The 24320-nt window shown below is 63.0% G+C and carries 23 protein-coding genes; 13 read left to right on the top strand and 10 right to left on the bottom strand.

What is annotated here, in order from left to right; genetic code table 11:
* The first annotated feature begins 27 nt into the window (after positions 1–27).
* A complete protein-coding gene (locus C6558_RS26090; RefSeq protein WP_025428027.1) occupies positions 28–477 on the top strand; it encodes a host attachment protein in 450 nt (149 codons plus the stop codon).
* A gap of 108 nt (positions 478–585) precedes the next feature.
* Here C6558_RS26090 and C6558_RS26085 read toward each other — a convergent pair whose 3' ends face one another.
* Positions 586–2172, bottom strand: coding sequence for a trimethylamine methyltransferase family protein (locus C6558_RS26085; protein ID WP_025428026.1), 1587 nt, complete (start codon positions 2170–2172; stop codon positions 586–588).
* A gap of 135 nt (positions 2173–2307) precedes the next feature.
* Positions 2308–3027 (bottom strand): tRNA (5-methylaminomethyl-2-thiouridine)(34)-methyltransferase MnmD, encoded by a 720-nt coding sequence (gene mnmD / locus C6558_RS26080; protein ID WP_025428025.1) that lies wholly within the window; start codon positions 3025–3027, stop codon positions 2308–2310.
* A gap of 38 nt (positions 3028–3065) precedes the next feature.
* On the opposite strand from mnmD, the gene C6558_RS26075 reads away from it, so the two are divergent.
* Complete coding sequence (locus C6558_RS26075; protein WP_025428024.1) at positions 3066–4208, top strand: FAD-binding oxidoreductase; 1143 nt, start codon at positions 3066–3068, stop codon at positions 4206–4208.
* A 65-nt stretch (positions 4209–4273) separates the two neighbouring features.
* On the opposite strand, the gene C6558_RS26070 is transcribed toward C6558_RS26075, so the two are convergent.
* Positions 4274–4663: a PRC-barrel domain-containing protein gene (locus C6558_RS26070; protein WP_025428023.1), complete on the bottom strand. Its 390-nt coding sequence runs from the start codon at positions 4661–4663 to the stop codon at positions 4274–4276.
* A 278-nt stretch (positions 4664–4941) separates the two neighbouring features.
* On the opposite strand from C6558_RS26070, the gene C6558_RS26065 reads away from it, so the two are divergent.
* The 6 genes from C6558_RS26065 to C6558_RS26040 all read left to right on the top strand — a co-directional run bounded on the left by C6558_RS26065 (position 4942) and on the right by C6558_RS26040 (position 8709).
* Positions 4942–5742 (top strand): DUF1045 domain-containing protein, encoded by an 801-nt coding sequence (locus C6558_RS26065; RefSeq protein WP_025428022.1) that lies wholly within the window; start codon positions 4942–4944, stop codon positions 5740–5742.
* A 78-nt stretch (positions 5743–5820) separates the two neighbouring features.
* Complete coding sequence (gene puuE, locus C6558_RS26060) at positions 5821–6750, top strand: allantoinase PuuE (protein WP_025428021.1); 930 nt, start codon at positions 5821–5823, stop codon at positions 6748–6750.
* Entirely contained in the window at positions 6750–7253 is a 504-nt protein-coding gene (uraD, locus tag C6558_RS26055) for a 2-oxo-4-hydroxy-4-carboxy-5-ureidoimidazoline decarboxylase (protein ID WP_025428020.1), read from the top strand. Before puuE ends, uraD begins: the two co-directional genes overlap by 1 nt.
* Positions 7254–7349: 96 nt before the next feature.
* Positions 7350–7847 (top strand): ureidoglycolate lyase, encoded by a 498-nt coding sequence (locus tag C6558_RS26050; RefSeq protein WP_025428019.1) that lies wholly within the window; start codon positions 7350–7352, stop codon positions 7845–7847.
* A 13-nt stretch (positions 7848–7860) separates the two neighbouring features.
* Entirely contained in the window at positions 7861–8223 is a 363-nt protein-coding gene (uraH, locus tag C6558_RS26045; protein ID WP_025428018.1) for a hydroxyisourate hydrolase, read from the top strand.
* A 99-nt stretch (positions 8224–8322) separates the two neighbouring features.
* Positions 8323–8709 (top strand): VOC family protein, encoded by a 387-nt coding sequence (locus C6558_RS26040; protein WP_025428017.1) that lies wholly within the window; start codon positions 8323–8325, stop codon positions 8707–8709.
* Between the two features lie 289 nt (positions 8710–8998).
* Here C6558_RS26040 and C6558_RS26035 read toward each other — a convergent pair whose 3' ends face one another.
* The 4 genes from C6558_RS26035 to C6558_RS26020 all read right to left on the bottom strand — a co-directional run bounded on the left by C6558_RS26035 (position 8999) and on the right by C6558_RS26020 (position 13967).
* Positions 8999–10135 carry an alpha-hydroxy acid oxidase gene (locus C6558_RS26035; RefSeq protein WP_025428016.1) on the bottom strand — a complete coding sequence of 379 codons (1137 nt, stop codon included), beginning with the start codon at positions 10133–10135 and terminating at the stop codon, positions 8999–9001.
* A 180-nt stretch (positions 10136–10315) separates the two neighbouring features.
* Positions 10316–11632, bottom strand: coding sequence for a guanine deaminase (gene guaD / locus C6558_RS26030; RefSeq protein WP_025428015.1), 1317 nt, complete (start codon positions 11630–11632; stop codon positions 10316–10318).
* A complete protein-coding gene (gene puuD, locus C6558_RS26025) occupies positions 11629–12867 on the bottom strand; it encodes a urate hydroxylase PuuD (RefSeq protein WP_025428014.1) in 1239 nt (412 codons plus the stop codon). The genes guaD and puuD overlap by 4 nt, the downstream gene beginning before the upstream one ends.
* Positions 12868–13025: 158 nt before the next feature.
* Positions 13026–13967, bottom strand: a complete 942-nt coding sequence (locus C6558_RS26020) for a LysR substrate-binding domain-containing protein (protein ID WP_057212610.1) — start codon at positions 13965–13967, stop codon at positions 13026–13028.
* 102 nt (positions 13968–14069) lie between these two features.
* Between C6558_RS26020 and C6558_RS26015 the strand changes: the two genes are divergently transcribed.
* On the top strand, positions 14070–14318 hold the full coding sequence (locus tag C6558_RS26015) for a hypothetical protein (RefSeq protein WP_025428012.1): 249 nt from the start codon (positions 14070–14072) through the stop codon (positions 14316–14318).
* 52 nt (positions 14319–14370) lie between these two features.
* Here the strand turns inward: C6558_RS26015 and xdhB are convergent, their stop codons facing one another.
* The 3 genes from xdhB to C6558_RS26000 all read right to left on the bottom strand — a co-directional run bounded on the left by xdhB (position 14371) and on the right by C6558_RS26000 (position 19098).
* Complete coding sequence (gene xdhB / locus C6558_RS26010; RefSeq protein WP_025428011.1) at positions 14371–16710, bottom strand: xanthine dehydrogenase molybdopterin binding subunit; 2340 nt, start codon at positions 16708–16710, stop codon at positions 14371–14373.
* Positions 16711–16712: 2 nt separating this feature from the next.
* Positions 16713–18203 carry a xanthine dehydrogenase small subunit gene (xdhA, locus tag C6558_RS26005; protein ID WP_057221007.1) on the bottom strand — a complete coding sequence of 497 codons (1491 nt, stop codon included), beginning with the start codon at positions 18201–18203 and terminating at the stop codon, positions 16713–16715.
* Positions 18204–18321: 118 nt separating this feature from the next.
* Positions 18322–19098, bottom strand: coding sequence for a 3-hydroxybutyrate dehydrogenase (locus C6558_RS26000; RefSeq protein ID WP_025428009.1), 777 nt, complete (start codon positions 19096–19098; stop codon positions 18322–18324).
* A 264-nt stretch (positions 19099–19362) separates the two neighbouring features.
* Between C6558_RS26000 and glpK the strand changes: the two genes are divergently transcribed.
* The 4 genes from glpK to C6558_RS25980 all read left to right on the top strand — a co-directional run bounded on the left by glpK (position 19363) and on the right by C6558_RS25980 (position 24262).
* Positions 19363–20850 (top strand): glycerol kinase GlpK, encoded by a 1488-nt coding sequence (gene glpK / locus C6558_RS25995; protein WP_025428008.1) that lies wholly within the window; start codon positions 19363–19365, stop codon positions 20848–20850.
* A gap of 231 nt (positions 20851–21081) precedes the next feature.
* Positions 21082–22140 (top strand): LLM class flavin-dependent oxidoreductase, encoded by a 1059-nt coding sequence (locus tag C6558_RS25990; RefSeq protein ID WP_025428007.1) that lies wholly within the window; start codon positions 21082–21084, stop codon positions 22138–22140.
* Between the two features lie 87 nt (positions 22141–22227).
* Positions 22228–22980, top strand: a complete 753-nt coding sequence (gene map, locus C6558_RS25985; protein ID WP_025428006.1) for a type I methionyl aminopeptidase — start codon at positions 22228–22230, stop codon at positions 22978–22980.
* A gap of 82 nt (positions 22981–23062) precedes the next feature.
* Positions 23063–24262 carry an MFS transporter gene (locus C6558_RS25980; RefSeq protein WP_164474910.1) on the top strand — a complete coding sequence of 400 codons (1200 nt, stop codon included), beginning with the start codon at positions 23063–23065 and terminating at the stop codon, positions 24260–24262.
* Positions 24263–24320 lie beyond the last annotated feature (58 nt).

The following is a 24320-nucleotide window of genomic DNA, read 5'->3' as shown; positions in this document are numbered from 1 at the left end:
AGCAACATCATTGCATGGGAGACAATCGTGCAGAACCGGACTTGGATACTGGCCGCGGATGGCAATACGGCGCGCTTCGTCAAGGGCGTCAACCTGCGGAAGGACGAACGTCAGCACCCGGAAGAAGAGGTTATTCACACCGACCCGAAACGCGCCCAGGATATCATGGCCGACAAGCCGGGACGCAGCCATTCGTCCGTCGGTCATGGCCGGTCGGCGATGGAATACAGCAGTGATCCGGTACGCGAGGAAAAGCATCGCTTTGCCGTCGATGTGGCCAGCAGGCTCGAAGGCTATCTGAACGACAACGCCTTCGACAGCCTGGTGATCTGCGCGGCGCCAAGGACGCTCGGAGATTTGCGCAAGCTGCTTTCTGCCAATGTAAGGCAGAAGACGGTGGCCGAAATCGACCGCAACTGCGTCACTGTGCCGATCGAGCAACTGATCGCCACCGCCCGCTCGGCCGTTTATCCCTGAAGCTTTTGCAGGGAAAGTGCTTAGCGGTTTCCCGTCTGGGCATGCGTAAGGCAGAGGGCGGAAATGCTCTCATACGCATGCCGCATCTTGATGTAACAAGGCGTCCCGTCAGAAATCCGTCGGGACGCCGCCTTCCTCCTTGCGTTTTGCAACGAAGGCGTCGAGTTCGTCTTCGATCACCGGGTCCAGCGGCGGCCGTTCGTATTCGTTGAGCTTCTGCTTGAAGACACGGTTGGCGTGGTCATAGGTCGTCGGCCGGCCCGCCTCCGTCCAGGTTTCGAAGTTGCGCCAGTCGGAAAGGATCGGCGAATAGAACGCTGTCTCATAGCGTTGCAACGTGTGCAGCGTGCCGAAGTAGTGCCCGCCGGGGCCGACGTCGCGCACCGCGTCGAGCCCGAGTGCATCCTCGCTGACATCGAGCGGCGTCAGGAATTCCGCCACCATCTGCAGCATGTCGACGTCGAGGATGAATTTTTCGAACGAGGCGGTCAGTCCGCCCTCGGTCCAGCCGGCCGCATGCATGACGAAGTTGCCGCCGCCTTGCGTCAGTGCCCAGAGCGATAGCGCGGACTCGTAGGCTGCCTGCGCATCGAGCGTATTGGCGGCGTTGGTGTTGGACGTGCGGTAGGGAATGTTGTAGCGGCGGGCGAGCTGGCCGCCGGCAATGACCGCCTTCATGTATTCCGGCGTGCCGAAGGCGGGTGCGCCCGTCTTCATGTCGACATTCGAGGTAAAGCCGCCATACATGACCGGCGCGCCGCGCCGGACCATCTGGGTGAAGGCGATGCCGCACAGCGCCTCGGCATTCTGCTGCACCAGGGCACCGGCGATCGTGACCGGCGCCATGGCGCCTGCGAGCGTAAATGGCGTGACCACCACCACCTGATTGCGCGACGACATTTCGATGATGCCCTGCAGCATCGGCCCGTCGAGGCGCAGCGGCGAGGAGGTGTTGATGATGGTGAACAGCGACGGTTCGCGCTCCATCTGCTCCATGGATATGCCGCGACCGATGCGGGCGATCTCGATGCCGTCGGTGTTCCGCTCGCGGCCGAGCGAATAGACGTGGAAGACCTTGTCGGTGAGCTTCACCATGTCGGAGAGGCAGTCGAGATGACGCACGGATGCGTGCAGGTCGACCGGCTCGACGGGATAGCCGCCGGTGGTGTGGATGATGTCGTAGGACTGGGCGAGCTTCACCAGCTTGCGGAAATCCTCCTGATTGCCGGTGCGCCTGCCGCCTTCGCGGTCGGCCACGAAGGGGGCGCTGGCGATCTGGGCGAAGACCAGATTGTTGCCGCCGATCGCGACGTTGCGGGCCGGATTGCGCGCATGCATGGTGAAGGAGGAGGGAACCGAAGCGATCATCTCCATGATCAGCCCGCGATCGAAGCGCACGCGGTCGGTGCCGGGGGTGATATCGGCGCCCGCTGCCTTCATGCGCTGGCGCGCCTCGGGCAGGATGACATCCATGCCGATCTCTTCCAGGATCGTCAGCGACGCCTGATGGATCGCCTCGAGCGCGTCTTCTGACAGTACCGAGGATTTGCTCTGGGTGTTGACGAGATTGAGATATTTACCGCCTGAGGATTTTCGTGTGCGCTCGCCACTGCGGCCGCCGGGCCGGCGTCGCCGCTCGAGCGGGGCTGAGGAAGTTTCACCTGTGGCAGCATCCGGAAACTGATCGTCGTTCATGAAAAACCCACCGCGTTGCCGATGGATTTCTGTCGCAGATTTTTCGCGGTCATGCCCCTGCCATTTGCGACAGTTCAGTTCTCTGGTGGAGTAAAGGCCGTCAAAATGCCCGCGGACGCCGACTGCTCGCCTCGCTCAGCGCTTGTCTCCGCGCAGCATCTCGCGCTTCCCGGCGAAGCCCTTGCGCTTCTCGACGGCAAAGCCGGCCGCCTGCAGATTGCGGCGAACGAAGCCGGCGGCGGCATAGGTGGAGAAGCTGCCGCCGGCCGCGGTCTTGTCGAACACCAGCCGCATCAGCTCCTCCGACCACATGTCGGGATTGCGGGACGGTGCAAAACCATCGAGGAACCAGGCATCGAAGCGCTCCTTCGCTTGGGCGAGCCCCTCCAGTGCTGTGCCGCAAACGACGGTCAGGCGAACGCCATCGCCAAGATCGATCTCGATCCTGCCGTCGTTGGTTGCCGGCCAGCGATCGGTGAGGGCCAGCCGTTCGGCGTCGATCTCCGGCCAATGGGACAAGGCGCGGGAGATTTCCTCCGCCTGCATGGGAAAGCGCTCGAAACTGACGAAATGCAGCGTGCCGTCCGTGGTCGCCGTAGCTTTCCATTGCCGCCAGGTTTCACAGAAATTGAGGCCGGTGCCGAAGCCCAGTTCGCCGATGGTGAATGCCCCGCCGGAGGCCCAGCGTTCGGGCAGGCCGTTGCCGGCGAGGAACACATGTCCGCATTCGAGCCGACCGTCGGTGCGGCAATAAAAATGATCGCCAAACTCCCTGGAATAGGGCATATCGCCCTCGTGCCAATCGAGGCTTTGATGGGCCGGGGGCTGGTTCGGTTCTGCGGCGGATCCTGTCATGCGATGGCGATAATCCCGCCACCGGAGAAGGTCAATCGATGAGCGAACTTTTGATCGTCGGCGGCGGCATCATGGGGCTCTGGGCAGCCCTTACGGCAGCACGGACCGGCATGGACGTGCAACTGGTCGACGAGCATCGCATCGGGGCCGGCGCCAGTGGCGGCATACTCGGCGCGCTGATGCCGCACATGCCGGACAAATGGAACGCCAAGAAACAATTCCAGTTCGACGCCCTGGTGTCGCTCGAAAGCGAGATCGAAACGCTCGAGGCCGAAACCGGACTTTCGGCAGGTTACCGCCGCAGCGGGCGGATCATGCCGCTTGCGAAGCCGCATCTGCGCGAGATCGCTCTTCGCCACGAGCAGGATGCGACGCGCAACTGGCGGGCAGGCGACCGCCAGTTCTTCTGGCACGTGCGCGACGAGCTGCCGTCCGGATGGCTCAGTGCCGAGGCGGCGGCTTGCGGATTGGTGTTCGATACGCTTGGCGGTCGGCTTTCTCCACGCCAGATGCTGGCGGTTCTGCGTGCGGCACTGGCGCAATCGCCGAACGTGCGGATCGTCGAGGGGACGGGCGTTCGAGCAATCCATCCGGGCCAGGGCCGCGCCGAACTCGATGACGCCACGGAAATCGCCTTCGGCCATTGCATAGTTGCTGCCGGCGTCGACAGCTTTCCGCTCGTCGATGCGCTGTCGGGACCTCTCCGTGGACCGAGCGGCACGGGGGTCAAGGGCCAGGCGGCGCTGCTTCTGGCCGATGTCGATCCGCAATTGCCCGTCATCTTCACCGACGGCGTCTATATCGTCGCCCATGACGACGGGCATATCGCGGTCGGCAGCACCAGCGAGAACAAATATGCCGATCCGCAGTCGACGGATGAACTGCTGAATGAGCTGCTGGTGCGCGCCGAGGCGCTGGTCCCGTCCTTGCGCGGGGCGGAGGTGGTCGAGCGCTGGGCCGGCATCCGGCCGAAATCGACCGGCCGGGAGCCGATCGCCGGGCGCCATCCGGATCACGAAAACCTGTCGGTCCTGACAGGCGGCTTCAAGGTGAGCTTCGGCATCGCCCACCGCCTCGCGCGCTTCGTCGTCGACGAGATCACCGGCCAGCCGTTGATCGACATTCCGGGATCCTTCTTGTGCCAGAATCACATAGCGGCACTTCGCGAGAAACATCTTTAAGCTGGCGGCATAAGAACGGCCCCGCCATCGGCGGAGCCATGTCGGGACGATCGTAAACCCGATCCTTACATCCAGTAAGGCGGCACGCCGTAATAGTCATAGACCCGGCGTCCGTTCTCGCTGTTCCAGTCGTATTCCTCGTTGCCGTGATATTTCGGCGCCCGCTCGACCTGTTCGCGAGTCACATCAGTCCGATAGCCGCCGAGGTTCTCATCATAGGTCAGCTTGGCCCAAGGCAGTGGATAGTGATCTTCCCCGATGCCGAGAAAACCGCCGAACCCGAGCACGGCATAGGCCACGCGACCGCTGCGCTTTTCCAGGATAACGCGCTCGATCGAGCCGATGTGCTTGTTGTCGGCGCCATAAACCTTCGTGCCTTCAACCTTGTCGCTGGCGATCAGGTCATGGGTTTCCTTGATCCCGGCGTCCTGAAGGTTCGCATTGTGATAGGTCACGCTTCTTCTCCATCGTTGTTTGCTACCTCAGGGGAACGGCTGGTCGGTGGGATGGTTCCGAAAAAGCTGCGGGCGCGATCCGGACGGTAATCGCGTGGTATTGCCCCTTCCACTTCGTCAAGCTGTCACGCAAATCACCTAAGACGCGGGCAATAGAGCGTCGCGTCTTCCCGGGGAGGGTATTGTTGAAGCTCTAAGATTTTGAACCTGCGCACCCTGGCGACGATCGAGATCGATTGTCGCGGGTCTGTGCCAGAACGGATTTCCGGAGCATGCGCATGCGTTACGCCATTTGTTTCACGCCGCCGATGGCCGACCCGCTTTCAACGGTTGCCGCCAGTTGGCTCGGCCGCAATGTCTATTCCGGCGAGCCCACCGAGTTACCATCGATCTCCGGATTGACCGCATCCGAGATCGCCTTCCATACGGCTGTCCCGCGTCGCTTCGGCTTTCAGGCGGTGGTGATGTCGCCCTTCCGGCTTCACCCCGATATGGACGAGGCGCAGCTACTCAAGGCGCTGATGCATTTTGCCGGCGCCCAGACGCCGTTCGAGATCGAGCGCCTGGAAGTGGCCCGGCTCGGCCACTGCTGGGGACTGATGCCGCAGATCCCGAGCACGGCGATGCATCTGCTGGCCGCCAGCATCATCCAGGAATTCGACGCGTTCCGCGCGCCGCTCAGCGAAGACGACATCGAGCGCTCCGACCCCGACAGGCTGACGGCGCCGCAATTTTCCAACCTGCATCGCTGGGGCGATCCTCATGTGATGGATGAATATCGCTTTCACATGATGCTGACCGGGCCGCTCAATCTGGACGCGATGCGCAGCATCGAGGCACCGCTTCGCGACCTGTTCGAACCATGCCTGGCGCCGCCGCTGACGATCGGCAGCCTGGCGCTGTTCGTGGAGCAGGAATCGGGCGCGCCGATGCGCGTCCACTCGCAACACCCGCTCGGCAAGATTTCGGCGGCCAAGCGGGCCGAACGGATCAAGCGGCCGGCAGCCGAGGCGACGCTTGCGCCAGGCCCTATCCCGCCACTGTCGCGGATGGTCGCCTCGCTGATGGCCGGCCGCTAACCGTCTGCACCGACGTCATTTTGTCTCGACAATCCGGTCGGCGGTGATACCGTTCCGGAAAATTCGAAGGGTGATTTGATGTCTGAGACTTCCTATCCGCGTGACCTCGTCGGCTATGGCCGCAACCCGCCCAAGGCAAACTGGCCGGGCGATGCGCGTATCGCCGTGCAGTTCGTGCTCAACTATGAAGAGGGCGGCGAAAGCTGCATCCTCGATGGCGACCTGGCCTCCGAGAGCCTGCTCTCGGAGATCGTTGGTGCACAGCCTTGGCAGGGCCAGCGCAACCTCAACATGGAATCGATTTATGAGTACGGTTCGCGCTCCGGTTTCTGGCGGCTCTGGCGCATGTTCACCAGCCGCGACGTGCCGTTGACGGTCTACGGCGTGACGTTGGCGATGGCTCGCAATCCCGAAGCGGTCGCCGCCATGAAGGAAGCGGGCTGGGAGATCGCCAGCCACGGCCTGCGCTGGCTCGAATACAAGGATTTCCCCGAAGAGGTGGAGCGCGAGCATATCCGCGAAGTCGTTCGGCTGCATACCGAACTGACCGGCGAGCGCCCGCTTGGCCTTTACCAGGGCAAGCCTTCAAGCAACACGCTGAAGCTCGTTCTCGAAGAGGGCGGGTTCCTCTATTCCTCCGATTCCTATGCGGATGAGTTGCCCTATTGGGTGGCGGGGCTGACGGCCGACAAGCCGCATCTGATCATCCCCTACACACTCGACGCCAACGACATGCGCTTTGCGACGAACCAGGGTTTCAACTCCGGCGACCAGTTCTTCACCTATCTCAAAGACACGTTCGACGTGCTCTATGAGGAGGGCAAGGAAGGCAACGCCAAGATGATGAACATCGGCCTGCACTGCCGCCTCGTTGGGCGTCCAGGCCGCGCCGCGGCGCTGGCGCGGTTCATCGACTATGTCATGTCGCACGACAAGGTCTGGGTGCCGCGGCGCATCGACATCGCCCGTCACTGGTATGAACACCACAAGCCGGAAGGGGCTCTCTGATGTCCGATCGCGACGCCTTCGTCAGCCGCTTCGGCGGCGTGTTCGAGCATTCTCCATGGGTTGCCGAACGGGCCTACGACCGGGCGGCCGCAACGGGACTTTCGGCCGGCAACGTGCACTCGGCACTTTGCCAGGCCTTTCGCGCCGGTCTGCCGCGCGAAAGGCTGGCGGTGCTGCGCGCCCACCCGGATCTTGCCGGCAAGCTGGCGATCGCCGGCAAGCTGACGGCGGACTCGACGGCGGAGCAGGCGTCGGCCGGCCTCGACCGCCTTTCGGCCGACGAGCATGCCCGGTTCACGGCGCTGAACGAGGCCTATACGCAGAAATTCGGCTTTCCCTTCATCATCGCGGTCAAGGGCCTGACGAAGAACGACATTCTCGCCTCGTTCGAAAGGCGCATTGACAATTCGACCGAAGAGGAATTTGAAACCGCCTGTGCGCAGGTGGAGAAGATCGCCCGCCTGCGGCTGCAATCCATGCTTCCAGGAGACGAAAATGCCTGACATACCCGTTCGCTATCTGCGCTCATCTTTACCGAGGGCAGTCGAACCGGACCATGCCGACGCCGCCGGCAATGAGCACCGCGGGGCGATGGCCTGATGTCGCGTATTCTTTCGATCGAACCCCTGACGCAGGATGCTTTCGCGCCGTTCGGCACGGTCATCGAGGCTGATCCGGCTTCGATGCGGTACATCAATGGCGGGACCACCGAACGCTTCCATGGCCTGGCGCGTGCCGATGTTGTCGGCGAGGGTGCCGATGTCATCATCAATATCTTTCGCGGCCAGCCGCGCGCCTTTCCTTACGCGGTGGCGATGATGGAGCGACACCCCTTCGGCAGCCAGAGCTTTTCGCCGCTCGAGGACCGGCCCTGGCTCGTCGTCGTTGCCGAAGACGAGGGGGGCCGACCGGGAATGCCGCGGGTGTTCCGGGCGAACGGGCGGCAGGGCGTCAACTACGGGCGCAATGTCTGGCACCATCCGCTGATGTCGGTGGGCGCGGTCAGCGACTTCATCGTCGTCGATCGGGATGGGCCGGGAAACAATCTCGAAGAATATGTCTACGACGAGCCCTTCGTCATCGAGAGCGCAATATGAAGGAAGAGCAGCGATGAGCAGCACCGGCCGCCTGACCACCCATGTCCTCGACACTGCGCTCGGCACGCCGGCCGAAGGCTTGCGCATCGACCTCTTTTGGCTCGAAGGCGACGAGCGGCAACTGATCCGCACCGTTCATACCAACAGCGACGGACGCGTCGATGGGCCCATGGTCGAAGGCATCGGCTTCATGGCGGGCAGCTACGAGTTGGTCTTCCACGCCGGCGACTATCTTCGTCGTGTCGGTGCGGACCTGCCGGAGCCTGCCTTCCTCGACCTGATCCCGCTGCGCTTCGGCATTGCCGATCCGGCCAGCCATTATCACGTGCCGCTGCTTCTTTCGCCCTACGGCTACTCGACCTATCGCGGCAGCTGAGCGTGGGTGGATGAGTGTTCGCGGCGTAAAATTCAGTCGAAAACCGTCGCCTTGATCGGGATTGTGTGAGACGATTTTGAGACTCACGAGGGGAATTCGATGCGTTTCATCAATCCGATCCCTTTCGTCCGCGACATCGATCGATCCAGGGACTTTTACCGGGAGACACTCGGTCTGACGGTGTTGAAGGACTTCGGAAACTTCGTTCTCTTCGAGACCGGTTTTGCGATCCACGAGGGTCGTTCGCTGGAACAAACAGTCTGGCGGGAAGTCGGTCCCGCGGAAGAACCCTATGGGCGAGGGAACCTGCTGCTCTACTTCGAGCATGAGAATATCGAAGCGGCCTTCGAAAGCATTGCGCCGCAGGTGGAGCTGATCCACCCGATTGAGCGGCAAGCCTGGGGACAGCGGGTGTTCCGTTTTTATGATCCCGACGGGCACGCAATAGAGATCGGAGAGCCGCAAACTCTTGGATCTACTGCATAATTCCTCAAATCTGATCCGATTTGAGGATAGAATTATGCAACAAGTTTGAAGCGATACAGCGTCCTTTGCGCGTCATATTTGACGCGCGGCGCTGTAAAGGCGACCTGCATCAATCCTGAAGCTTACGACTGAACCGCCCGTCTCAAAGGACGGTTCGCCGCAAGAAACGATCGCATACGTTTAGTTTATGCGACCAATTTGGAACTGCAGGCATTCCACACACGTGTTGGAGGCCGGCCGCGAAGCCGCCCTTTTCAGGCAATCCGGCTTCGCCGGTTGGCGCGCTCGATCAATCCGCGAGAATGTCGCGGTTGACGTCGTTGATATCGCGCTTGCCGCAGAGCGCCATGGTGATGTCCATCTCCTTGCGGATGATTTCCAGCGCCTTGGTCACGCCTTCCTTCCCCATGGCGCCGAGGCCGTAGAGGAAGGGGCGGCCGATATAGGTGCCCTTGGCGCCCATGGCGACGGCCTTCAGCACGTCCTGGCCGGAGCGGATGCCGCCATCGAGATGCACCTCGATCTGGTGGCCGACCGCATCGACGATGCGCGGCAGCATGCTGATCGAGGAATGGGCGCCATCGAGCTGGCGGCCGCCGTGGTTGGAGACGATGATCGCGTCGGCGCCGGTCGCCGCCGCCATCTTGGCGTCTTCCGGATCGAGAATGCCCTTCAGGATCAGCGGACCGCCCCAGCGCTCCTTGATCCATTCGACGTCCTTCCACGAGAGTTGCGGGTCGAACTGTTCTGCCGTCCAGGCGCCGAGCGAGGACAGGTCGGTGACGCTCTTGGCGTGGCCGACGATATTGCGGAAGGTGCGGCGGTTGGTGCCGAGCATCTTCATGCACCAGCCGGGACGTGTCGCCATCTGCCAGAGATGCTTGGGGGTCAGCTTCGGCGGGGCCGACAGGCTGTTGCGCAGGTCCTTGTGGCGCTGGCCGAGGATCTGCAGGTCGAGCGTCAGCACCAGTGCCGAGCACTTGGCGGCCTTGGCCCGGTCGATGAGGTTCAGCACGAACTCGCGCTCGCGCATGACGTAGAGCTGGAACCAGAAGGGCTTGGTTGTGACCGACGCGACATCCTCGATTGAGCAGATGCTCATGGTCGACAACGTGAAGGGAACGCCAAAGGCTTCGGCCGCCTGGGCTGCCAGCATCTCGCCATCGGCGTGCTGCATGCCGGTCAGCCCCGTCGGCGCCAGCGCCACCGGCATCGACACTTTCTGGCCGATCATGGTCGTTTCCAGCGAGCGGTTGGTCATGTCGACCAGCACCCGCTGGCGCAGCTTCACCTTGGCGAAGTCTTCCTCGTTGGCGCGATAGGTGCCCTCGGTCCAGGCGCCGCTGTCGGCGTAATCGAAGAAGAGCTTCGGTACGCGGCGCTTGGCAAGGGCCTTGAGGTCGCTGATTTCGAGGATTTGCGTCATGGAAACGGCCTTCATCTGAAACACAGGTTAGAGCGGGATGCGGGCGGAAAGCCGCGGACACTTTTCCGCACCCAACTCTTGGGATGACTACCGAGGCCTTACCATGTTTGCCGGAGGCTTGTTAATAGCGCGGACGCAAAGAGGTCAATTTTTTTGACCTCTTTGCCAATGACGGTGAAGTCAGGCAGCAGCGAGTGCCGCCTTGGCCGGTTTTCCCGCCACATAGGTCTCGACGATCGCGCGGTCGTCGCCCATGGTCTGGAGCAGGAAAAGTTCATCGGCGAGTGAGTTGACCACTTCGGCGCGCAGCGCCATCGCCGGTGTTGCCGCCATGTTGAGCACGATGAAGTCGGCGTCGGTGCCGGCCTCGAGCGTGCCGATGCGATCGACCAGCGACAGCGCCTCGGCGTTGCCGCGGGTCATCATGAAGAAGCTGTCGAACGGGTTCAGCCGCTCGCCCTGCAGTTGCAGGATCTTGTAGGCCTCGTCGAGCGTCTTCAGCATCGAATAGCTGGTGCCGCCGCCGATATCCGAGGCGACCGAGGTGCGTACCGGCTTTTCGCGCCGGTTGAGCGCCCGCAACGGGAAAAGGCCCGAGCCGAGGAAGAGGTTGGATGTCGGGCAGAAGACCGCGACCGATCCCGTCTCGCACATCACGTCCGCCTCGCGGTCTGAGAGGTGGATGCAGTGGCCGAACAGGCTCTTCGGCCCAAGCAGCCCATAACGGGCGTAGACGTCGGTATAATCGGTGGCTTCCGGATAGAGTTCGCAGGTAAAGGCGATCTCGTCGCGGTTTTCCGACAGATGTGTCTGGACATGCAGGTCGGGAAACTCATGCACCAGCGATTTTGCGACGTCCATCTGCTCCGGCGTCGAGGTGATGGCAAAGCGCGGAGTGATGGCGACATGGTTGCGGCCCTTGCCGTGCCAGTCGCGGATTACCGCGCGGGTCTCGTCGTAGCCCATCTGCGGCGTATCGAGCAACCCCTGCGGGGCATTGCGGTCCATCATCACCTTGCCGGCGATCATGCGCATGTCGCGGCGTAGCGCCTCGGCGAAGAAGGCGTCGGCGGATGCCTTATGCACGGTGCAATAGGCGGCCGCCGTCGTCGTGCCGTGGCGGACCATTTCGTCGAAGAAACGGCTGGCGATGCGCTCGGCATGGGCGGTCTCGACGAAGCGGCACTCTTCCGGGAAGGTATAGGTGTTGAGCCATTCCAGCAGGTTGGCGGCGTAGGAGGCCATCACCTGCATCTGCGGGAAATGCAGATGCGTGTCGATGAAGCCCGGCACGATCAGGTGCGGGCGGTGATCGATCTCGACGATATCATCCGCTGCCTCGGCCTTCACAGTCGCGTAGGTGCCAGACGTTTTGATCCGGCCGTCTGCGACCAGCAGCGCGCCATCGCTTTCATAGGTGTAGGCGGCGCTGTCCTCGATTGCCATTGGCGCGCGGTGAAAGCTCAAGAGGCGGCCGCGGATGAGCGTCGTTGTCATTGTGTCTTGCCTTCCTCGACGGCGCTTTCGAACCAGGCTGCCAGCAACTGGCGCTCGTCCGTCGTCATGTCGGTTATGTTGCCGGGCGGCATGGCATGGCTGCGCCCCGCCTGGATATAGATTTCGCGGGCGTGGGCGGCAATCTCCTGATCGCTCTCTAACACCACGCCCTTCGGCGGCCGGGCGATGCCCTCATAGACCGGTTCGGCTGCGTGGCACATGGAACAGCGGGTCGAGATCGCGTCCTTGACGGCGGGGAAATGCGCATTCTCCGCAAACCGGGCAAAGACCGGCGCGACCTCGGCTTTTTCTTCGCCGGTCAGCACCTTCGGCACGGTCGACAGCCACATGATCAGGATGAAGAGGAGGACGGTGACGAGCCACGTCCAGGTAGGCCTACCCTTGCGGGCATGGGTCGTATTGAACCAGTGCCGGATGGTGACACCCATCAGGAACACCAGCGCCGCGATGATCCAGTTGAAGGCGGTGGCAAAAGCCAGCGGATAGTGGTTCGACAGCATGAAGAAGATGACCGGCAGGGTCAGGTAGTTGTTGTGCAGCGAGCGCTGCTTGGCCTGGGCGCCGAGCTTCGGGTCGGGCGTGCGCCCGGCGATCAGGTCGGCAACGACGATCTTCTGGTTGGGAATGATGAGGAAGAAGACGTTGGCCGACATGATGGTGGCGGTGAAAGCGCCCAGATGCAGGAAGGCGGCGCGGCCTGTAAACACCTGGGTATAGCCCCAGGCCATGATCACCAGCGCCACATAAAGAAGCGCCATCAGGCCCCAGGTGTTGTTGCCGAGCGGCGACTTGCAGAGCAGGTCATAGAAGACCCATCCGATGCCGAGCGAGGCGAGCGAGATCAGGATCGCGGACGTTGCCGAGATATCGAGCACGTGGCGATCGATCAGGAAAAGATCGGCACCGCCGTAATAGACCAGACAGAGCATGGCGAAGCCCGAAAGCCACGTCACGTAAGATTCCCATTTGAACCAGGTCAGGTGCTCGGGCATCGAGGCGGGGGCGACCAGATATTTCTGGATGTGGTAGAAGCCACCGCCATGCACCTGCCATTCCTCGCCGTAGGCTCCAACAGGCAGGTGGTCGCGCTTCACGAGACCGAGGTCGAGCGCGATGAAATAGAAGGATGAGCCGATCCAGGCGATGGCGGTAATGACATGCAGCCAGCGCACAGCAAAGGCCAGCCATTCCCAGGCGATGGCGAACTCGTACATTCAGGTCCCCTTTATTCTCTCCGTCAGCGCACCTTGCGCAAAAACCGGGAGTTGGGGAAGGGGGCGAATGCGCCTCCAAGCGTAAATTGCCGCGATCGGGACGATTTCGGGGTGAATTCACCCGGAATGATAAACCTGATGGATTCTAATGGGTTACCCTAGCTCGCGGAAGCCGCCTTGCGCTCTTCTACCCAATCGGCCCCGAACTGAACCGACGGGCAGAGTTCGCTGAGGATCCAGTCGCGGAAGATGCGGATCTTCGGGGTGTTGCGGCGCGCATGCGGGTAGGCCAGCCAGTAGTCGCAGCCGTCGCTGCAGCGCAGGTCGAAAGGCTGGTAGAGCCGGCCAAGCGCTACGTCGTCACCGTAGAATTCCGGTGTCAGGATCGCCACGCCCTGGCCGGCAACGGCGGCGCGCGCCTCGAAGGATTGCGCGCCGAGCCGGCTTGTCGGGCGGCCCTCGAGATCCGGATCGTCGACGCCGGCGGCCGAAAACCAGATCCGCCACCAGGGGTCGCCGGCATCGATGATCCTGAGCTTCAGGAGATCACGCGGCTCGCGGATGCCGCCAACGGTTTCGGCGAGTGCCGGGCTCAGCATCGGGCTGAACTCGACGCGCATCAGCGGATGTGTGTCGAGGCCCGGCCAGACGCCGGCGCCGGAGCGGATGGCGAGATCCGTGGGTTCCTTGGCAAAATCGACGAGGTTGTCGTTGGTGTCCAGGCGCACGGCGATGGTGGGGTGGGCGAGCTGAAACGAGCCGATGTTGCGGGCGAGCCATTGCGAGGCGAAGGTCGGGGTCGAGCTGATCAACAGTGTGCTGTCGATATCGCCGCGCGCTGAGGAGACGGCCTCCTGCAGCATCTCGAAGGCTTCGGTGACCCGTGGCGCCAGCCGCTGGCCGACATCGGTCAACGCGATCTGGCGTGGGCGGCGCAGGAACAAGGGCTCGCCGACGCTCTCCTCGATCAGCTTGACCTGGTAGCTGACGGCGGTCTGGGTCATGCCCAGCTCCTCGCCGGCCTTGGTAAAACTGCCGAGCCGGGCGACGGCTTCGAAGACCCTCAACGCATTCAGCGGAAACTGCTTGGACATCTTCATGGATAAGTTCTCTTGATGCATGCAGACGGATGTTCGATTGGAACTCAATCCTCTTCCACGGCATCCTGCAAGTCAACTTCCCAAGACGAACAGGTGCTCAAAATGACTTGCGACGTTATCGAACATACTGAAAGAAAACCGCTTCTTTCGCTGGATGCGGTCGTGCGGCTCACGTCCACCCTGTTTGGCCGTGCCGTTGTCGCCAAGCCGGTGCTCGACGTCAATGCGCTGTCCGACCATATCAAAAGAGACATGGGTTTCATGGATGGCCGTGGCCCCTATGGGGACGATGTCGAGGCGCAGGCCGACGCGCACCGCCTCGTCAACATCGACGAGCTGCCCCGGATCTGACCGGAGCTCTCACACGCCGCGCGTCGAACGGGATGCGCGGCGATGTCATCAATCAAGACGATTGTCGAAGGCGTTCGACGGCCATCAGCACGCGCTCCGGCGTCGCCGGCGCATCAAGGCGCGGGCATTCGCGATAATCGGCAACGCTCGCCACCGCCATCGACAGCGCCTCGAGCACGGAGATCGGCAGCATGAAGGGCGGTTCGCCCACGGCCTTTGACCGCCCGATGGTCTTTTCCGCATTTTCCGACCACTCGGCCAGTTTGACGTTGAAGATCTTCGGCCGGTCCGAGGCGAGCGGGATCTTGTAGGTCGAGGGTGCGTGCGTGCGCAGTCGGCCCTTGTCGTCCCACCACAGCTCCTCCGTTGTCAGCCATCCCATGCCCTGGACGAAACCGCCTTCGATCTGGCCAAGGTCGATCGCCGGATTGAGCGAGCGGCCGACATCGTGCAGCACGTCGACGCGATCGACCATGTATTCGCCGGTCAGCGTATCAACAGATACTTCCGACACCGAGGCGCCATAGGCGAAGTAGTAGAAGGGCGTTCCCCGTCCGGTCGCGCGGTCCCAATGGATTTTCGGCGTCTTGTAGAAGCCGGCGGCCGAAAGCTGCACGCGCGCCGTATAGGCAAGCTTGATGAATTCCGGGAAGGGTACCAGTTCTTCGCCGATCTTCACGTGATCGGGAACGAAAGTGACGTTTTCCGCCGTCGTCTGCCAGCGCTCGGCTGCAAAGGCGACGAGCCGTTCCTTGATCTGGCGCGCCGCATCGAAGGCGGCCATGCCATTGAGGTCGGAGCCGGACGATGCAGCGGTCGCCGAGGTGTTGGGGACCTTGCCGGTCGTGGTCGCGGTGACGCGCACGCGGTCGAGATCGACCTGGAAGCTGTCGGCGATGACCTGCGCGACCTTCACATAAAGGCCCTGGCCCATTTCCGTGCCGCCGTGGTTCAGGTGGATCGAGCCATCCTGATAGATGTGCACGAGGGCGCCGGCCTGGTTAAATGCGGTCATGGTGAAGGAGATGCCGAACTTCACCGGCGTCAGCGCGATGCCCTTGCGAATGACACGGCTCGCACGGTTGAACTCGATAATGGCCATGCGGCGCGCCTGGTAATCGGCGTCGACTTCAAGCTCGGCGACGATCCGGGCGATGATGTTGTCTTCGACCTGCTGGTGGTAAGGGGTGATATCCCGGCCGGAACCCTTCTCGCCGTAGAAATTGAGCTTGCGGATCTCGAGCGGATCCTTGCCGAGAGCGTAGGCGATCTCTTCGATCATGCGCTCGCCGCCGACCATGCCTTGCGGGCCACCGAAGCCGCGATAGGCGGTGTTGGAGACGGTGTTCGTCTTCAGCGGCTGCGACGTCAGTTTTACATGCGGGTAGAAGTAGGAGCTGTCTGCGTGGAACAGCGCGCGGTCGGTCACCGGTCCGGAGAGATCGGAGGAGTAGCCGCAGCGCGCAGCGTAATTGGCGTGAACGGCGTGGATGCGGCCTTCCTCGTCGAAGCCGACATCGTAGTCGACGAGGAAGTCGTGACGCTTGCCGGTGGCGGTCATGTCCTCGTCGCGGTCGGGGCGAAACTTGACCGCACGGCCGAGCTTTTTCGCCGCCACGGCTGCAAGGGCTGCGAACTGGTTGCCCTGCGTTTCCTTGCCGCCGAAGCCGCCGCCCATGCGGCGCACATTGACCGTGACCGCATTGGAGGGAACGCCGAGCACGTGCGAGACCATGTGCTGGATTTCGCTTGGGTGCTGGGTCGACGACCAGACGGTGACCTCGTCGTCCTCGCCGGGAATGGCAAGGGCGATATGGCCTTCGAGGTAGAAGTGCTCCTGGCCGCCGATGCGCATCCGGCCCTTCAGCCGGCGCGGCGCCTTTTCCAGTTCAGCGTCGGCATCGCCCCGCTGCAAGGTCAGGGGCTGGGTGACGAGCTCGCCGCCATGGGCTACCGCATCGGTGATATCGGTGAAATGCGCCAGGTCGCGATAGCTGATCTTCGCCAGCCGGGCAGCACGACGGGCGATGTCGCGCGTCTCGGCGATGACGGCAAAGGCCGGCTGGCCGTGGAACTGCACGATGCCGTCGGCAAGCACCGGCTCGTCATGCAGGTGGCTGGGGCTGATATCGTTGGAATGCGGCATGTCGCTCGCCGTCAGCACGCAGACGACGCCGGCCGCCGCGGCGACGGCCGAGAGGTCCATGGCGGTGATTTCGGCGTGGGCGCGGTCGGTCATCCCCAGCGCACCGTGCAGCGTGCCCGCCGGTTCCGGCATGTCGTCGATGTAATCGGCGGTGCCGGTCACGTGCTTGTGGGCGCTGTCATGGCGCTGGTGCGAATGCATCTGCCCCTTGATCGCCTTGCGTTCTTCGAAGGTCGACTTGTCCATGATTACCTCTCTCCCGCCGCGTAGCGCACGAGCTCCGCCGGCTGGCCGCCACTTTCCAGGAAAAAGCGCATCAGCAGGTTCTTCGCCGCCAGCATGCGATAGGTGCTGGTGGCGCGCCAATCGCTCAAGGGCTGATAGTCGGCCTCGAAGGCTGCCTGAGCGGCGCGCACCGTTTCCTCGGTCCAGGGCTTGCCGATGAGCGCGGCCTCGACGGTTGCAGCGCGTTTCGGCGTGCCGGCCATGCCGCCAAAGGCGATGCGGGCGGTCTCTACCCGGTTGCCGTCAAGCGAAATGCGGAAGGCGCCGAGTAATGCGGAAATGTCCTCGTCGCGGCGCTTGGAGAGCTTGTAGGCCGCAAACAGCTCACCCGCCGGCAGCGCGGGCACGAAGACGCTCTCGACGAATTCGCCGGCTTTGCGGTCCTGCTTGCCGTAGGCGATGAAGAAATCTTCAAGCGGCAGCGTGCGCGTCCCTTCCGTCGAGCGCAGCGTGACAGTTGCCCCCAGCACGATCAGGGGCGGTGGACTGTCGCCGATCGGCGAACCGTTGGCGATGTTCCCGCCGATCGTGCCCATGTTGCGCACCTGTTCGCCGCCGATACGGTCGATCAACCGGCCGAAGGCTGGATAGGCTTTGCTGAGCGCTGCAAAGGCGGCTGAATAGCTGACGCCGGCACCAATGGTCAGGCCGCCGTCGCTTTCCTCGATGCGCTGCAGTTCGGCGATGCCGTTGATGAAGACGACGGGATCGATCGGACGCATCTGCTTGGTGACCCAGAGGCCGACATCGGTGGCGCCGGCAACCACCGTCGCGCCTTTGTGCTCGGCAAGAGCGGTCGCGAGGCCGGTGGCATCCGCCGGCACGATCAGACAGCTTTCACCGTGGCGGACGGTGATCGTTTTCTCGGGTTGAAGCGCCTTGAGGCGGGCGATGGTGGCCTCGCGCGCAGCCGTGATCGGATCGAAGATAGCAGAAGGCCGCGCGCTTGCGGCGGCCTCGGCCGCCTTGACGATCGGCTCGTAGCCGGTGCAGCGACAAAGGTTGCCTTGCAGCGCCTTTTCGATGTCGGCCCGGCTGGGATTGTCGTTCGAAAGCCAGAGGCCATAAAGCGACATGACGAAGCCGGGCGTGCAGAAGCCGCATTGTGAGCCATGGAAATCGACCATCGCCTGCTGCACGGGATGAAGCGTTCCATCCCTGGCGGCGAGATGCTCAACGGTGACCACATGGGTCGCATGCAACGATCCGACGAAGCGGATGCAGGCATTGACGCTTTCATAGACCAGCGTTTCGCCGGCGAGCCGGCCGACGAGCACGGTGCAGGCACCGCAATCGCCCTCCGCGCAGCCTTCCTTGGTTCCTGTCAGCCGGCGCTCAAGCCTGAGATAGTCGAGCAGGGTCGCGGTCGGCGCGACGTCGGAAAGCGCCACCTCGCTATCATTGAGGATGAAGCGAATGCTGTCGTCGTCCTTGCGTTCCCTAACCTTAGGCATGCCATTCATTCCTGCTGATGCATGGCCGCAAAAACCGGAAGCGTTCCCGGCGACGGACCATGCGCATTTTCATAGAGTTAGGGCGTCGTCCGCCTCGTCTCAATGGACGGGCGGCTCTCTATTGCGCCGTCCAGCCGCCGTCCATGGAAACATGCGTGCCGGTGATCTGCGCCGCATCATCGCTTGCGAGATAGACGGCGAGCGACGCTACCTGCTCGACGGTGATGAATTTCTTGGTCGGCTGGCCCTTGAGCATTACGTCGTTGATGACCTGCTCTTCGGTGATGCCGCGGGTGCGGGCCTGATCCGGGATCTGCTTTTCGACCAGCGGGGTCAGCACATAACCCGGGCAGATCGAATTGGCGGTGATGCCATTTTCCGCAACTTCGAGCGCGACGGTCTTTGTCAGCCCCATGATGCCGTGCTTGGCGGCGACATAGGCCGATTTGAACGGCGAGGCGACGAGCCCGTGGGCAGAGGCGATGTTGACGATGCGGCCCCAGCCCTTTGCCTTCATGCCGGGCAGGGCGGCGCGAATGGTATGGAAAGAGGAGGAGAGGTTGATGGCGATGATCCGGTCCCATTGCTCGACCGGGAAATCCTCGACCTTCTCGACATATTGAACGCCGGCATTGTTGACCAGAATGTCGACGCTGCCGAAGCGTTTTGCCGCCGTTGCCATCAGGTCGGCGATCTCGTCCGGCTTCGTCATGTCGGCCGGGTGATAGATGACCGTTCCCGTGGTGAGCGCCCCGACTTCGTCCGTCGCAGCCTTGATTTCGTCCGGCGTGCCGAAGCCGTTCAAGACGATGTTGGCGCCGCCCTTGGCAAAAGCCTTGGCAATGGCAAGGCCGATGCCGCTCGTCGAACCGGTGATGACCGCAGTTCTCGTCATTCCTGATCTCTCCCTTTGCAGCGCCGCTGATCTTGCCCGTTTTTTGCGGCGCAACAGCGTCAACCTACGCGTAAAACCGCTGAGGTGACAATTGTGTTTTTCAGGCCGCCGACGCAGAGTTGCGGCGGGAGGCCTTGTCACGATTTCTTGCGTTTTGTTTTCGTTTGACATTCGTTTTGCCATCGTATTGAAGTTTTTCGAAATGGACGCCACGCCCAAGAGGAAGGGCGTCGAGACACGTGATGTGAGGCCGGGGAGGGGCATATGGGCGGATATATTCTCGCGATCGATCAGGGCACGACATCGAGCCGGGCGATCGTCTTCGACGGCAAGCAGCAGGTAGCAGGCCTCGACCAGAAGGAATTCAGGCAGCACTTTCCGAAATCCGGCTGGGTCGAGCACGATCCGGAGGAAATCTGGGATAGCGTCGTCGTCACCGTCAACGAGGCGATCAGGAAGGCGGGGATCTCCCCAAGCGATATCGCCGGCATCGGCATCACCAACCAGCGCGAAACGGTGGTGGTCTGGGATCGCGAAACCGGCAAGCCGATCCACAACGCCATCGTCTGGCAGGACCGCCGCACATCAGCCTATTGCGACAAGCTGAAGAAACAGGGTCTCGAAAAGACCTTCACCAAGAAGACCGGTTTGCTGCTCGATCCCTATTTCTCCGGCACCAAACTCAACTGGCTGCTGTCGAATGTGAAGGGCGCCCAGGCCAGAGCTGCCAAGGGCGAGCTTTGCTTCGGCACGATCGATACTTTCCTGATCTGGCGGCTGACAGGCGGAAAGTCCTTCGTCACCGATGCGACCAACGCCTCGCGCACGCTGCTCTACAACATCGCCGACAATGCCTGGGACGACGAGTTGCTCGACATCCTGCGCGTTCCCCGCGCCATGTTGCCGGAGGTGAAGGACTGCGCCGCCGATTTCGGCGTCACCGACAAGGAGCGCTTCGGCACGGCGATCCCGATCCTCGGTGTTGCCGGCGACCAGCAGGCCGCCACCATCGGCCAGGCCTGCTTCAAGCCGGGCATGCTGAAATCGACCTACGGCACGGGCTGCTTCGCATTGCTCAACACCGGCAAGGACATGGTGCGCTCGAAGAACCGGCTGCTCACCACCATTGCCTACCGGCTGGATGGCGAAACCACCTATGCGCTCGAAGGCTCGATCTTCGTTGCCGGCGCGGCGGTGCAGTGGCTGCGCGACGGCCTGAAGGTCATCAAGGCGGCTCCGGACACCGGCACGCTTGCCGAAGGCGCCGACCCGTCGCAGGAGGTTTACCTCGTCCCGGCCTTCACCGGTCTCGGTGCGCCGCATTGGGATCCCGACGCTCGCGGCGCGATCTTCGGCATGACCCGCAACACCGGGCCCGCCGAGTTTGCGCGTGCCGCGCTCGAAGCGGTCTGCTACCAGACGCGCGATCTGCTCGAAGCCATGCACAAGGACTGGCGCAGCAACGGCAAGGAAACCGTGTTGCGCGTCGACGGCGGCATGGTCGTCTCGGACTGGACGATGCAGCGGCTTTCCGACCTCCTCGATGCGCCGGTCGACCGGCCGACCATCCTCGAGACGACGGCGCTCGGCGTTGCCTGGCTCGCCGGCAGCCGCGCCGGCGTCTGGCCGAAGCAGGAGGAGTTCGCCAAGTCCTGGGCGCGCGATCGCCGTTTCGAGCCGGCGATGGACGAAGCGACGCGCAAGACGAAGCTCAAGGGCTGGCGCAATGCGGTCAAGCGCACGCTGACCTAGAGCATTTCCAGGAAAAGTGCGAAGCGGTTTTCCGTCAGGAAATGCGTAAAAACAAGGAGATAGAGCGTTTCTGCGACTCCGCTTAAACCGGAAACGCTCTCGCCCCGGACCCTTGGCTTGATCCAAGCGCCGTTTGGCATCATCCGGGAAACACAGTGTTTCCCGGACGCGCATTTGCTGCTTTCGCCGGGGCCAACTATCTGTCGGTAGAACAACGATAGGATGGGCATCATGGAACTCGGGCTTTACACATTTGCGGATGTCGATCCGAACGCTGCCGACAAGGGCCGGGAAGGCCAGCGTCGGCTTGCCAATTTGCTGGAAGAGATCGAACTGGCAGATCAGGTCGGCCTCGATGTCTTTGGCCTTGGCGAACATCACCGCCCTGATTATGCAGCCTCGGCACCAGCCGTCATCCTTGCGGCAGCCGCCGCGAGGACGAAGACCATAAGGCTGACGAGTGCCGTGACGGTGCTGAGCTCGGACGACCCGGTGCGCGTGTTCCAGCAGTTTTCCACGCTCGACCTTCTCTCCAACGGCCGGGCCGAAATCATGGCCGGGCGCGGCTCGTTCATCGAGTCCTTCCCGCTCTTCGGTCAGTCGCTCGACGATTACGACCAGCTCTTTGCCGAAAAGCTCGACCTGTTGATGGCGCTGCGCGAAGCGGAAAAGGTCTCCTGGGCGGGCGAGATGCGCCCTGCGATCAGCGATCGCGGCGTCTATCCGCGTCCGCTGCAGGAGGTGCTGCCGCTGTGGATCGCCGTCGGCGGCACGCCGCAGTCGGTTGCCCGTGCCGGTGCCCTCGGGCTGCCGGTGGCACTTGCGATCATCGGCGGAGAGCCGCGCCGGTTCGCTCCGCTGTTCGATCTTTATCGCGAGGCCGCCCGTCGTGCCGGCCAGGATCCGGCAAAGCTGAAGACCAGCATCAATGTCCATGGCTTCATCGCCGATACGACCGATCTTGCCGCTGACCAGTTTTATCGCCCGCAGGCCGAGGTGATGAACCGCATCGGCCGGGAGCGCGGCTGGGGGCCGACGAACCGGGCGCATTTCGACCAGGCGCGCAGCCCTGCCGGCAATCTCTTCCTCGGCGACCCCGAAACCGTGGCGGAGAAGATCGTCGAGAACTGGAAGCTCTTCCGCAACGACCGCTTCCTGCTGCAGATGGCGATCGGCCCGATGCCGCATGCCCAGATCATGCGCGGCATCGAACTCTACGGCACCAAGGTCGCGCCGCTGGTGCGCAAGGCGCTTGCCGAGCAGGGGGCCGGACAGACCGTTTCGGCCTGAGCCGCCACAGGCCGTTCATGTCTCGCTTGTCGGCGCTGGAAAATCCGGCACCGACCGGCTACATGTGGGCACGAAAGCGAGACACGGATGACCCTCAACAACGAAGAAGATCTGCTGCGGCTGAAGGAAATCGGCCGCATCTGCGCCAATGCGCTGCAGGCTATGGGCGAAGCGCTCGAGCCGGGCATCACCACGGCGGAACTGGATGCCATCGGCCGCAAGGTGCTGGAAGAGGCAGGTGCGCGCTCTGCGCCGGAACTCTGCTACCAGTTTCCGGGCGCCACCTGCATCAGCGTCAACGAGGAAATCGCCCACGGCATCCCCGGCAGCCGCATCATCCGCGCCGGCGATCTCGTCAATATCGACGTTTCGGCTGAGAAAGACGGCATCTTCGCCGACACCGGCGCTTCCTTTCCGGTGCCGCCGGTCTCGGCAGCCATCGACCGCCTCTGCCGTGACGGCAAGCGGGCGATGTGGGTCGGCCTCAAGCAAGTGCGTCCGGACCAGTCGCTTGCAGCGATCGGCAATGCGATCGGCGATTTCGCCCGCAAGAACCGCTATTCGCTGGTCACCAACCTTGCCAGCCACGGCATCGGCCGCTCGCTGCACGAGGAGCCGAAGGAGATCGCGACCTGGCCGGATCCGAGCGAGCGGCGGCGCATGACCGACGGTATGGTCTTTACCGTCGAGCCGTTCCTCTCGATGGGCGCGGACTGGGCCGAGAGCGGCGACAAGGACGACTGGACGCTCTACAGCGAACCGCGGGCACCGACCGTGCAATATGAGCACACGGTCGTCGTCACGCGCGGCGGTCCGTTGGTGGTGACGCTGCCCGGCTGACGGGCCATCGTTCGATTCCTTCAATAGGACATTCAATTATAGTGATTTGTGGTGTTCGTTTTGCAGTGCAATAAAACTGCTTATGACCACGATCGACAGACCACATCACGCAAGCCTCGCCTCCACCGCTACCGCCGGCGCCATTGCCATGGCGGTCGCCATGGGCTTCGGCCGCTTCTCCTACACGCCGATCCTGCCGGCGATGATGACGGACCTCGGCCTATCGCCGGCGGATGCCGGCCTCATCGCCTCGGCCAATTTCGTCGGCTATCTCGCCGGCGCCGTGCTTGGCGCTTACGGCTGGGCGCATGGGCAGGAGCGAAGGATCGGGCTTGCTTCGCTCGCGGCAACCACACTGCTGCTGGCGGCGATGGGCCTGACGTCCTCGGTCTTGGTGCTCAGTCTCATCCGCTTTCTCGCCGGCCTTGCCAGCGCGTTTTCGATGATCTTCATCTCCGGCATCGTCCTTGGTCACGGGCTGTTGGCGCGGTCTGAACATGTGCCGGCCATGCATTTCGGCGGCGTCGGGCTCGGCATCGCCTTCTCCTCGCTCTGCGTCTGGTTGGCACCTCTCGCTGGCGCCGCCGGGCTTTCAGCGTCGCAAGCCGACTGGTTCACCGGCGCTCTTGTCGCGCTTGTCGGCACGGTCGTCGTCGCTCTGATGCTGCCGGCCGGTCCCGTCTCCGGCAACGGCGCCGCACGTGAAAAGCCGCTGACCTGGACCCGCCCCCTGACGGTGGTGACGCTGACCTATGGGTTGTTCGGCTTCGGTTACGTGATCACGGCCACGTTCCTGGTGGCCATGGCCCGCGACGCGAGCGGCGGCCACAGCATCGAGTTCCTTGCCTGGCTGTTGACGGGCCTAAGTGCAGCGCTGTCGGTCTATCTCTGGCGCTTCGCCGTGCCGCGCTTCGGGCTTGCCGGTGTTTACGCGATCGGTCTTCTGGCCGAGGCTGTCGGCCTTGTGCTCACCGTCAGCCTGCCGCTGCCCTATGCGCCGCTTGCCGGTGGCCTGATGCTGGGCGCCACCTTCATGATGATCACCGCCTACGGCCTGCAGATCGGCCGGCATCTGGCGCCGGAAAGTCCGCGCAAGGCACTGGCGCTGATGACGGCGGCCTTCGGTATCGGCCAGATCATCGGTCCGGTGGTTGCCGGCTGGTTGGCCCAGCGCACCGGCAGCTTTGCAGCGCCGACCTTGATCGCGGCCGCGGTGCTGTTCGTCTGCGGCGGGGTGATCGTTGCCGAACTCAGGCGGATCGCAGCGGCGCTGCCGCGCTGAGCGGCGGCGGGAAGGTTGCGCCGCTTGCCGTAACACATGATGAAATAACGGTAACGTT

Source organism: Ensifer sp. NM-2 (assembly GCF_003024455.1).
In the GTDB taxonomy this organism is placed as follows: Bacteria; Pseudomonadota; Alphaproteobacteria; order Rhizobiales; family Rhizobiaceae; genus Ensifer; species Ensifer canadensis.
This window is presented reverse-complemented; position numbering and strand designations above follow the sequence as displayed.

Excerpts from the sequence above, each read along its gene's own strand:
- C6558_RS26085 (WP_025428026.1), bottom strand. The coding sequence starts at position 2,172 with ATGAACGACGATCAGTTTCCGGATGCTGCCACAGGTGAAACTTCCTCA.
- mnmD (WP_025428025.1), bottom strand. The coding sequence starts at position 3,027 with ATGACAGGATCCGCCGCAGAACCGAACCAGCCCCCGGCCCATCAAAGC.
- C6558_RS26075 (WP_025428024.1), top strand. The coding sequence starts at position 3,066 with ATGAGCGAACTTTTGATCGTCGGCGGCGGCATCATGGGGCTCTGGGCA.
- C6558_RS26065 (WP_025428022.1), top strand. The coding sequence starts at position 4,942 with ATGCGTTACGCCATTTGTTTCACGCCGCCGATGGCCGACCCGCTTTCA.
- puuE (WP_025428021.1), top strand. The coding sequence starts at position 5,821 with ATGTCTGAGACTTCCTATCCGCGTGACCTCGTCGGCTATGGCCGCAAC.
- uraD (WP_025428020.1), top strand. The coding sequence starts at position 6,750 with ATGTCCGATCGCGACGCCTTCGTCAGCCGCTTCGGCGGCGTGTTCGAG.
- C6558_RS26050 (WP_025428019.1), top strand. The coding sequence starts at position 7,350 with ATGTCGCGTATTCTTTCGATCGAACCCCTGACGCAGGATGCTTTCGCG.
- uraH (WP_025428018.1), top strand. The coding sequence starts at position 7,861 with ATGAGCAGCACCGGCCGCCTGACCACCCATGTCCTCGACACTGCGCTC.
- C6558_RS26040 (WP_025428017.1), top strand. The coding sequence starts at position 8,323 with ATGCGTTTCATCAATCCGATCCCTTTCGTCCGCGACATCGATCGATCC.
- C6558_RS26035 (WP_025428016.1), bottom strand. The coding sequence starts at position 10,135 with ATGACGCAAATCCTCGAAATCAGCGACCTCAAGGCCCTTGCCAAGCGC.
- guaD (WP_025428015.1), bottom strand. The coding sequence starts at position 11,632 with ATGACAACGACGCTCATCCGCGGCCGCCTCTTGAGCTTTCACCGCGCG.
- puuD (WP_025428014.1), bottom strand. The coding sequence starts at position 12,867 with ATGTACGAGTTCGCCATCGCCTGGGAATGGCTGGCCTTTGCTGTGCGC.
- C6558_RS26020 (WP_057212610.1), bottom strand. The coding sequence starts at position 13,967 with ATGAAGATGTCCAAGCAGTTTCCGCTGAATGCGTTGAGGGTCTTCGAA.
- C6558_RS26015 (WP_025428012.1), top strand. The coding sequence starts at position 14,070 with ATGACTTGCGACGTTATCGAACATACTGAAAGAAAACCGCTTCTTTCG.
- xdhB (WP_025428011.1), bottom strand. The coding sequence starts at position 16,710 with ATGGACAAGTCGACCTTCGAAGAACGCAAGGCGATCAAGGGGCAGATG.
- xdhA (WP_057221007.1), bottom strand. The coding sequence starts at position 18,203 with ATGCCTAAGGTTAGGGAACGCAAGGACGACGACAGCATTCGCTTCATC.
- C6558_RS26000 (WP_025428009.1), bottom strand. The coding sequence starts at position 19,098 with ATGACGAGAACTGCGGTCATCACCGGTTCGACGAGCGGCATCGGCCTT.
- glpK (WP_025428008.1), top strand. The coding sequence starts at position 19,363 with ATGGGCGGATATATTCTCGCGATCGATCAGGGCACGACATCGAGCCGG.
- C6558_RS25990 (WP_025428007.1), top strand. The coding sequence starts at position 21,082 with ATGGAACTCGGGCTTTACACATTTGCGGATGTCGATCCGAACGCTGCC.
- map (WP_025428006.1), top strand. The coding sequence starts at position 22,228 with ATGACCCTCAACAACGAAGAAGATCTGCTGCGGCTGAAGGAAATCGGC.
- C6558_RS25980 (WP_164474910.1), top strand. The coding sequence starts at position 23,063 with ATGACCACGATCGACAGACCACATCACGCAAGCCTCGCCTCCACCGCT.